The sequence below is a fragment of the Flavobacteriales bacterium genome (assembly GCA_013001705.1).
GTDB lineage: Bacteria > Bacteroidota > Bacteroidia > Flavobacteriales_D > JABDKJ01 > JABDLZ01.
Genome location: JABDLZ010000179.1, coordinates 1 through 8,153, shown reverse-complemented (window position 1 = coordinate 8,153; position 8,153 = coordinate 1). Strand labels below are relative to the sequence as shown.

Here is an 8,153-nt window from a genome sequence, read left to right as displayed (position 1 = left end):
ACTGGTGCAGTGATTCCTTACTTGCATCGTTGGTATTCCCGAATTATCATCCACCAGCTGTGGACGTGGATACGGTACAGGCCTTGAACTGTATCTACCCCAATGTGGTGTCTCCCAATGGAGATGGCCAGAACGATGCATTCGTGATCAATGAGCTCATCAATCGCCAGGGAAAGATGTACATCTACAATAGATGGGGAAATCTACTGGCCGAGACCAATCGTCACACATGGAATATCGACAGTGAACCTGCAGGCACCTACTACTATGTTGTGCAGTTCGAAGATGGTGAAGAGAAAAAAGGATACTTCACCATTGTGAGGTGATCCGAAGAAGAGATTTCAAGACATCAAGTTTCGCCCGGTCATTGCAGATGGCTGGGCGATTTCCATTATAGCCAAAAGACTAGGTGCGATATCCGCTAGAATACCATTGTCCAATGTGGTATAGCTCTCCCCGATATAGAATATTGGGACTGGATTGAGGGTATGTGCGGTATGGGCACTGCCATCGGGTAAGCGGTTCAATTCTGCATTGCCATGATCGGCAATGATGATGAACTCGTAGCCCAATTCCTTGCCGGTCTCCACTACACGCTTAACACAAGAATCCGTGGTCTCCACGGCCTTGATCACTGCCTCTTGTACTCCGGTATGTCCCACCATGTCGGGATTGGCGAAATTGAGCACGACAAGGTCAGGCCCTTTCTCTTTCAGATAAGTGCATATCCTATCTGTCACTTCCAATGCACTCATTTCCGGTTGCATATCATAGGTGGCCACTTTCGGACTATTGACCATGATGCGCTCCTCTCCATCATAGGGTTCTTCCCTCCCTCCTGAAAAGAAGAAGGTGACATGCGGATACTTCTCCGTCTCGGCAATCCGTACTTGGCTACTTCCTGCACGACTGACTACTTCGCCCAGCGTATCCTTCAGATTATCCTTAGTGAAGAACACCTCGATACCCTTGAAGGTCTCATCGTATCTAGTCATAGTGAAATACTCGAGGGGGACAGTCTGCATACCGTGATCGGGCATATCCTGTTGCGTCAATACTTGGGTGATCTCCCGACATCTATCTGTTCTGAAATTGAAACAGATCACCACATCCCCTTCAGCAATGATCCTTTCTGGATCCAAGATGACCGGTTCGAGGAATTCATCGGTAACTCCCCGGGAATAGGATTCCTGCAGGGCATCGATGGCATCATCAGATGATTTGCCTCTTCCATGGACCAATAGGTCATAGGCTTTCTTGATGCGTTCCCATCGTTTATCCCGATCCATGGCATAATAGCGCCCGACCATGCTTACCAGATGGGCTCCTTTGCCTTGTAGGTGGTTTTGCAGTTCTCTGACATAGGATACTCCATGCTCAGGATCGGTATCCCTTCCATCCATGAAAGCGTGGATGCAGATATCCTTGACACCCTGCGCATGACAGATATCAACCAAGGCGTGAAGATGCGTCTGACTGGAATGCACACCTCCATCGCTCAAGAGGCCCATCAGGTGTAATCGCTTCCCTCCATTGGCCAACTCGATCGCTTTGAGGAGGTTCTCATTCTTGGCCAGAGAACCATCCTCGATGGCCAGATTGATCTTCTGCAGATCCTGATAGACGATACGTCCAGCGCCTATGTTCAGGTGGCCTACTTCGCTATTACCCATCTGCCCCTCTGGTAGACCTACGTTCTTTCCATCGGTACGCAATTCTGCATTGGGTCCAGTATAGAGGCTATCGATAAAGGGTGTATCAGCCAGATAGATGGCGTTGCTATCATCCTGCTTTCCATGACCCCAACCATCCATGACGATCAATGCTGCCTTTTTTCCCATGGCGACAAAGCTAGCTGCATTCTGAAAATCACTGGGTGATCTGAATTGCAATGAACCTATCAAATCCGTTCAAGTCATACTTGGAGCTACGGTTGAAGAATCCTGATTTTCGAATCAAACCGAACGACCATGCTAAGATTCCTACTAGCTATACCCTTTCTCAGTTATCTCTCAATGGCCGGACAGCTCAGCGATTGTGAACCCATATTCTCCAGCACGATATTGCACATCAACGAGATCCGCGCCCGCATTGGTCTACCGAATAACTTCTTCACAGATAGTGGAGACGCAGGTTTCGAGGTACCTGCAGGGGATAGCATTCATAGCATCTATGCCCACAGCGATTGGATGGGAGGTATGACCGCAGATGGACAAGTACATCTAGCAGCCAACAGCTATTTCTCAGGTGGGGGCTCGGATTTCTTTTCAGGGCCACTGACCAACGATGGGTCAGCGATCACCTCTGAAGAGATGTGTGAATCCTATGCTGAGCTATACACGGCCAAACGGTTGGATGCCATCATTCATCAGGAGTACTTCGATCGCATGGACCTGGTCGATCAGGGTGCCGATCCGGACATTCTGAACCAAGCACCATTTGAGAACGGCTATAGCCCTCCGGCCTATTTCTACACGTGGCCGGCAAATAATCCACATCCGGATTATGATTTCTATCTAGCACCCTTCTTCGATCGCGATCAAGATGGGATCTATGACCCGGATGCGGGAGATTATCCGGGTTTCGACCTAGAAGGTGACTGCTCCTGCCACCATCCCGATCTGTCCGTTCCTGAATATCTACAGGGACACGAGGCGGTCTGGCAGGTCTATCACGATAGTGGCTTACATACAGAGTCTGGAGGAGTGCCTTTAGGAGTAGAGGTCCACTGCACGACCTTCGGCTTCAATACCTGCTCTACATTGGATCAAACGCTTTTCCAGCGCAAGCGATTCATCAATAGAAGCAGCAATACCTATCTGGATACCTATATCGGTCAGTGGATGGACACCGATCTGGGCTGCCCTACAGATGACTATGTGGGTTGTGATGTGCAACGCGGCCTGGCCTATACCTACAATGGAGATGGAAATGATGCCGATTGTGATGGAGTACAGGGATATGGACAAGATCCTCCCATTTTCTCCTTTCAATTCCTGGCCGGCCCCTATGCCGATGCCGATGGGCTGGACAATCCATTCAGTAGTGATCTTGGAGAAATACTCGCTCTGGATGGAATCCCTTATACCGGTCTTGGAATCGGCTATGGAGATGGAATCGTGGACAATGAGCGATTGAAGATGAGCCGATTCACCTATTACAATCGAGGAGGAGGTATAGGTTTCCCGATAAATGTCGCACCTGATATAGCCATCGAATTCTACTATTTCCTCAGTGGACGGTGGCTGAATGGACAACCTGTGACCTTCGGAGGAGACGGCACCGAAGGAGATATTCTCACGTCATTCATGTATCCAGGAGCGAGTGACCCTCTAGGTTATGCCACCCAGGGGGCCAGTGCCGGGATTCCGTGGTTCGAGGACGGAGAACCTGGGGACAGGCGTTTGCTTCCCATCACGGGTCCCTTCACTTTCGAGCCTGGTGAAGTCCAAGAGATCGTCACTGCCTTTAATCACACAGGTGCCTACGCAGATGCCTTCGTAACCTTCAATAACATGCGCATCGAGGCGGATCACATCCAAACGCAATTCGAATATTGTTTCCAATTGGCACCTCCTTTCGAAGCTGTCGAGTCCTTTTCCTATGCTCAGGATGAGAATACATTCGAATTCTCCCTCCCATACTACTATCCCTATGAGGCCACTTGGAATATAGATGGCTACCTCCTCTATGGCAACAGCATCGAATTCACGTTCACCGAGGAGGGAGAGTATGAGGTATGCGTTGAAGTCATCAGCTGCAATAGTCCCGAGCAGGTATGTGAGACCATCCATATCACAACTATGGATATTCCGGACCTTGATCGGGATGAACTGATAGTGGTCTATCCCAATCCCACTGATGTCGCATTGTACATTCAATCCAATCGCATAGGCAAAGAGATCCGGAAAGTCGAGATCTTCGATGTGGGTGGTAGACTGCACCAAGACAGCCCATGGGGATCGGATACGGAATATTTGGAGCTCTCACCGCGTATCCGCAGAGGATTCTACTCCGTGCTCATTACCTATGAAGATGGCATGCAGCGGAGCGCCAGCTTCTTGAAGAAATGAAAAAGACCTGCTCTCATCGAAAGCAGGTCTCTTATCTGTCTGTGGTCCTACCCTTCCTTCACTATGTTTCGGAAGGCAGGCAGGATTTACTTCGACTACGCTCAGCACAGGCTTCTCATCCTGGCTCACAGGATGCTGTTCCAATAAAAAAAACCCACTCTCATCGAGAATGGGTTTCTTGTCTTTTGTGGTGCTACCAGGATTCGAACCGGGGACACATGGATTTTCAGTCCATTGCTCTACCAACTGAGCTATAGCACCGTTGAAATGGGCTACAAAAGTAAACTTTTTTCAAACCGCGTCATCCTTGCTTTACTTTTGACCTGCATGTCAGAAATCGTTCTGGATATCGGGAATTCACGGGCCAAAGGAGCTTTTTTCAGTCAAGGTGACTTGATCGAGAATATCGTATTGCCCCAGGATTTAATGGCAGCAATAGGTCCATGGATCGATCGTCATCATCCGGAGCGCATGCTCGTTTCCTCTACCGCAGATGAGCATCTGGACCTGCAACAGTGGTTACCTGAATATGCCGAAGTCCAATATCTGACCATTGATACTCCCCTTCCCATTCAGAACAGCTATGAGAGCGATACGTTGGGACAGGACCGTATCGCTAATGCGGTAGCTGGACATCTCAAAAATTCCGCGGCCAGTCTGGTGATCGATGCAGGCAGCTGTGTGACCTATGATTGGACGGTGGACGGTACCTATCTGGGGGGAAGTATATCCCCAGGCTTGCGCATGCGTACCCAGGCCATGCACCATTTCACCGGTCGCCTTCCTCAAGTGGAAGGACCTTTTCCCGATGAAGTGCTCGCCTCGACTACAACGGATGCATTGCGTTCAGGAGCATTTCATGGGCTGAGATTGGAGATCGATGGAATAATAAGGCTATTCCGATCACGTTTCCCTGAGGGTACAGTCCTTATCACAGGTGGAGATGCGCTTTTATTGGCTGACAGGCTTGAAAATGACATCTTTGCAGACCCATTACTGACCCTACGTGGTCTACACGCAATCCTCACATATCATAGTACGTAGTATCTCCCTCTTCGGAATGCTGATCATGGCCCTTGTGGCCACGGCCCAGATCACCAATATCTCACCTTACTCGAGGTTCGGGATCGGTGACCCTTTGAATGGTGACCTGATCTCTCAATTCGGTATGGGAAGTACCGGTGTTGCCGCAGTCGATGGCCATCATGTGAATGCCTATAACCCGGCAGGACAGTCGTTCCTATTCACACCGGTATTCGAGGTGGGAGTCATGAGTCAGCGTCTGCAGGTCGAGTCGGCAGAAGAAGAATCCACCAACTCGATGACCCGCTTGGATCACTTCAATATCGGATTTCCGATGTGGAAGGGGAAATGGGGAGCCGCATTCGGACTGAGACCCTACTCGACCATCGGCTATAACAATACGGTATCCCAATACAGCGAAAGTCTGGACACTACCTACACGGCCGAATATATCGGGAGTGGCGGTGTGAACCGCATCTATCTGGATATCGCTAGAAAATTGACTCTCAAAGACGACACCTCCAAGTACAATCAGGATGACCTGATAAGTCTGGGAATCGGAGGTAGCTATCTATTTGGGTCGGCAAGCACTGAGCGCAATACCGTCTTCCCGATCAATTCCGGATTCATGAGTATACGCATAGAAGATGCCACCACTTTGACCGACCTCACATGGAATACAGGATTCATACTGCGTAGCTTTCTGGATCGCAAGGAAGACGAAGACGACCGCAAGAGCAGTGCCTTCACTTTAGGTGCAAGTTATTCTATGGATGCTGAGATGAACAGCAAGAAATCACGCAATGCCTATACCTATGCAGTGAATGTCAGTGGTGTGGAGTTTCCAAGGGACAGCATCACCAGTTTCAGCGACCGTAGAGGGACCATCACATTACCCGGTCATCTGCGATTCGGGGCCTCTTTCGAGCACTATGTGCTCAACAAGGACCGGAATCGACAGCGTAAGCTGATCCTCGCCATCGATTACCGCATGAGTGACTGGACCGTATTGCAAGAGGATTTCGGTACTACCGTAGATTACTCGGAAATGGGTGAATCGACCCATCTAGGCATCGGCTTTGCCTATTCTCCGCAGGTGGGAATCCAGAAAGGCACACGAGGCAATCTATTACGACTATCCACGTATAGACTCGGATATCGACAAGGAGATAGCCATTTGACCCTTGATAATGAGGTGATTAGCGAATCTGGCATATCTTTTGGGATGAGTGTACCACTCTTGGTCAAAGGCCGCAAAGAGACCGATACACAGTTCGATTTCGGCATTGCCTATGAGGAAAGAGGAACCACAGAAAGTGGATTATTGAAAGAACAAGGTGTAAGAATCATGTTCGGATTCAGTTTCCACCCGGATTATAGATTCGACCGCTGGTTCAGTAAAAGAAGATATGATTGAACGATACAAACAACAGAAAATGAAGCTCATCAGACCAATACTCATCGCCTTAGTGGCTCTGGTAACCGTCAACCTCCAAGCCCAAAAGAAGTATGACTACGGCACCGACAGTGTCAAGTGTGTAGAGAATCTATCTCTCTTCAATGAATTTGTGAAGCAAGAGGCATATACCGATGCCTACAAAGCTTGGATAAAGTGTGTGACCATTTGTCCAGCCAGTCGGAAAGGACTTTACACTTCGGGAGAGAAGATGTTCAAGAAACTCATGACAGACCCGGCATTCAAGGATCGCAAGTCCGATCTAAAGGATAGCCTCCTGCTGCTCTATGATATGCGTGTCGAGAATTTCGGACAGAAAGGATTTGTTCTCGGTAAGAAAGGTAGTGATATGCTACGTCTCTTCCCGGATCGCATCTGCGAGGCGAAGGATGTTCTCAAAGAGTCCATCGACCTGAAAAAGGACAAGTCCAAATCCTCTGTGATCTCCAACTATTATAATGCGTTGTACGAGTGCCACAAGGCAGGAAATGTAGAGCTGGAGACCTTGTTCAACGAATACCTTGTACTATCCGATTATATCAATACCAATATCGAGAAGTACAGCGCAACGGCCGAGACCGATGAGAAAGCCGCTAAAGAACTGGACAGGTATGTGACCGCCAAGAATAACCTGGATGAATTCTTCGTGCAGTTTGCGGAGTGTGATGACATCACCTCCATCTTCCAAACACGTCTCGATGAGAATCCGGATGACATGGACCTGAAGGCCAAAGCCCTTCGTATCATGAACAGGAAGGAGTGTACTGAAAGCGACCTCTTCTTGACCGTAGCCAAAGCAGTACACGATGTACAGCCTACTGCTGAATCTGCTTTTGCCATCGCACGTAAAGAGGCTTCAAATAAGAACTACAGCACCTCGCTCAAGTACATCAAAGAGTGTCTGGAACTATGTGGAGATTGTGCAGAGCGCACCAACTATCTCAAATACGGTGGATATGTGTCCATCGCAGCTGGAGATGTCTCTTTTGCACGCAAGTGTGCGACCGAGATGCAACGCAGAGAACCACGCTCAGGCCATGCATATATCCTCAAGGGAGATGCGGCCAAAGCCATGTCCAAATCCTGTGATGATGGCAAGTACGGTCGCTACTGCGCTTACTGGGTCGCGTATGACTACTATGCCCGCGCAAAGAGTGTGGATGATTCCAAGAGCGTTCAGGAGATCGCATCACGTAAGATGTCATCTGTCCGGGGGCAATTCCCTTCTACAGAGGATATGTTCTTCCATGGAAAGTCCAACGGAGACACAGTAGATTGCGGATGCCTGGGTGAGAGCACCACGGTACGGGTACGTTGATGCCGACCGTCTATCTGAAGAATTCCAAAGTCCTTATGGCCATACTCATGGTCATAGGGACTTTTTTCATGACCTGTAAGAACGATATGGAGGTCGTACAGGAGCTGGGGGAAGAGGATACGGCCCCATTCCAGACCGTGTATGATGGTCATTACACCTTCACAGATTCAGGTCGGATACGGAATGTGCTCTTGGCCGGTAAATTGGAGCAATTCATCCAAGACTCGGACTATACCCGCGTATCGTCAGGTCTCACCTTAGATATATATGATCGGGCTGAGAG

Annotated in this window: 7 protein-coding genes and 1 tRNA gene; 6 read left to right on the top strand and 2 right to left on the bottom strand. The window is 49.1% G+C overall.

Translation table 11 applies throughout. From position 1 onward, the window contains the following. Positions 1-29: 29 nt before the first annotated feature. Positions 30-326, top strand: a complete 297-nt coding sequence (locus tag HKN79_07370; GenBank protein ID NNC83380.1) for a T9SS type B sorting domain-containing protein — start codon at positions 30-32, stop codon at positions 324-326. Positions 327-341: 15 nt separating this feature from the next. Here HKN79_07370 and HKN79_07365 read toward each other — a convergent pair whose 3' ends face one another. After that, positions 342-1,841 carry a 2,3-bisphosphoglycerate-independent phosphoglycerate mutase gene (locus HKN79_07365; GenBank protein NNC83379.1) on the bottom strand — a complete coding sequence of 500 codons (1,500 nt, stop codon included), beginning with the start codon at positions 1,839-1,841 and terminating at the stop codon, positions 342-344. A gap of 129 nt (positions 1,842-1,970) precedes the next feature. Between HKN79_07365 and HKN79_07360 the strand changes: the two genes are divergently transcribed. After that, positions 1,971-4,073 carry a T9SS type A sorting domain-containing protein gene (locus tag HKN79_07360; GenBank protein NNC83378.1) on the top strand — a complete coding sequence of 701 codons (2,103 nt, stop codon included), beginning with the start codon at positions 1,971-1,973 and terminating at the stop codon, positions 4,071-4,073. A 188-nt stretch (positions 4,074-4,261) separates the two neighbouring features. On the opposite strand, the gene HKN79_07355 is transcribed toward HKN79_07360, so the two are convergent. Further along, positions 4,262-4,334, bottom strand: a tRNA-Phe gene (locus tag HKN79_07355). Positions 4,335-4,400: 66 nt separating this feature from the next. Between HKN79_07355 and HKN79_07350 the strand changes: the two genes are divergently transcribed. The 4 genes from HKN79_07350 to HKN79_07335 all read left to right on the top strand — a co-directional run. Further along, positions 4,401-5,117 carry a type III pantothenate kinase gene (locus HKN79_07350; protein NNC83377.1) on the top strand — a complete coding sequence of 239 codons (717 nt, stop codon included), beginning with the start codon at positions 4,401-4,403 and terminating at the stop codon, positions 5,115-5,117. Continuing rightward, positions 5,080-6,513, top strand: coding sequence for a hypothetical protein (locus tag HKN79_07345; GenBank protein NNC83376.1), 1,434 nt, complete (start codon positions 5,080-5,082; stop codon positions 6,511-6,513). The genes HKN79_07350 and HKN79_07345 overlap by 38 nt, the downstream gene beginning before the upstream one ends. Positions 6,514-6,532: 19 nt before the next feature. Next, positions 6,533-7,870, top strand: coding sequence for a hypothetical protein (locus HKN79_07340; protein NNC83375.1), 1,338 nt, complete (start codon positions 6,533-6,535; stop codon positions 7,868-7,870). Beyond that, a partial coding sequence (locus tag HKN79_07335; GenBank protein NNC83374.1) for a hypothetical protein occupies positions 7,870-8,153 on the top strand: 284 nt, incomplete at its 3' end. The genes HKN79_07340 and HKN79_07335, both read left to right, overlap by 1 nt.